Below are 1,452 nucleotides of genomic sequence, written 5' to 3'. Positions count from 1 at the left end.
GAACGCTGGCGGCAGGCCTAACACATGCAAGTCGAGCGGAAACGATCCCAGCTTGCTGGGAGGCGTCGAGCGGCGGACGGGTGAGTAATGCATAGGAATCTGCCCGGTAGTGGGGGATAACTTGAGGAAACTCAAGCTAATACCGCATACGCCCTACGGGGGAAAGCAGGGGCTCTTCGGACCTTGCGCTATCGGATGAGCTTATGTCGGATTAGCTAGTTGGTGAGGTAACGGCTTACCAAGGCGACGATCCGTAGCTGGTCTGAGAGGATGATCAGCCACATCGGGACTGAGACACGGCCCGAACTCCTACGGGAGGCAGCAGTGGGGAATATTGGACAATGGGCGAAAGCCTGATCCAGCCATGCCGCGTGTGTGAAGAAGGCCCTCGGGTTGTAAAGCACTTTCAGTGAGGAAGAAGGCTTGTCGGTTAATACCCGGCAGGAAGGACATCACTCACAGAAGAAGCCCCGGCTAACTCCGTGCCAGCAGCCGCGGTAATACGGAGGGGGCAAGCGTTAATCGGAATTACTGGGCGTAAAGCGTGCGTAGGCGGCTTGGTAAGCCGGTTGTGAAAGCCCCGGGCTCAACCTGGGAATGGCATCCGGAACTGTCAGGCTAGAGTGCAGGAGAGGAAGGTAGAATTCCCGGTGTAGCGGTGAAATGCGTAGAGATCGGGAGGAATACCAGTGGCGAAGGCGGCCTTCTGGACTGACACTGACGCTGAGGTACGAAAGCGTGGGTAGCAAACAGGATTAGATACCCTGGTAGTCCACGCCGTAAACGATGTCGACTAGCCGTTGGGGTCCTTGAGACCTTTGTGGCGCAGTTAACGCACTAAGTCGACCGCCTGGGGAGTACGGCCGCAAGGTTAAAACTCAAATGAATTGACGGGGGCCCGCACAAGCGGTGGAGCATGTGGTTTAATTCGATGCAACGCGAAGAACCTTACCTACCCTTGACATCGTGCGAACTTGGTAGAGATACCTTGGTGCCTTCGGGAGCGCACAGACAGGTGCTGCATGGCTGTCGTCAGCTCGTGTTGTGAAATGTTGGGTTAAGTCCCGTAACGAGCGCAACCCTTATCCTTATTTGCCAGCGATACGGTCGGGAACTCTAAGGAGACTGCCGGTGACAAACCGGAGGAAGGTGGGGACGACGTCAAGTCATCATGGCCCTTACGGGTAGGGCTACACACGTGCTACAATGGCCGATACAATGGGTCGCAAAGCGGCGACGTGGCGCTAATCCCATAAAGTCGGTCTCAGTCCGGATCGGAGTCTGCAACTCGACTCCGTGAAGTCGGAATCGCTAGTAATCGTGAATCAGAATGTCACGGTGAATACGTTCCCGGGCCTTGTACACACCGCCCGTCACACCATGGGAGTGGACTGCACCAGAAGTGGTTAGCCTAACTTCGGAGGGCGATCACCACGGTGTGGTTCATGACTG

At 56.1% G+C, this 1,452-nt stretch carries 1 rRNA gene; it reads left to right on the top strand.

Features of this window, described 5'->3' with window-relative positions:
• Positions 1 to 1,452, top strand: a 16S ribosomal RNA gene (locus QWY79_RS15775); the annotation flags it as partial.

The sequence above is a fragment of the Halomonas sabkhae genome, assembly GCF_030409265.1.
Lineage (GTDB): Bacteria > Pseudomonadota > Gammaproteobacteria > Pseudomonadales > Halomonadaceae > Halomonas > Halomonas halmophila.
Note: the sequence above shows the minus strand (reverse complement) of the source record. Positions and strands in the feature narration are given on the sequence as shown.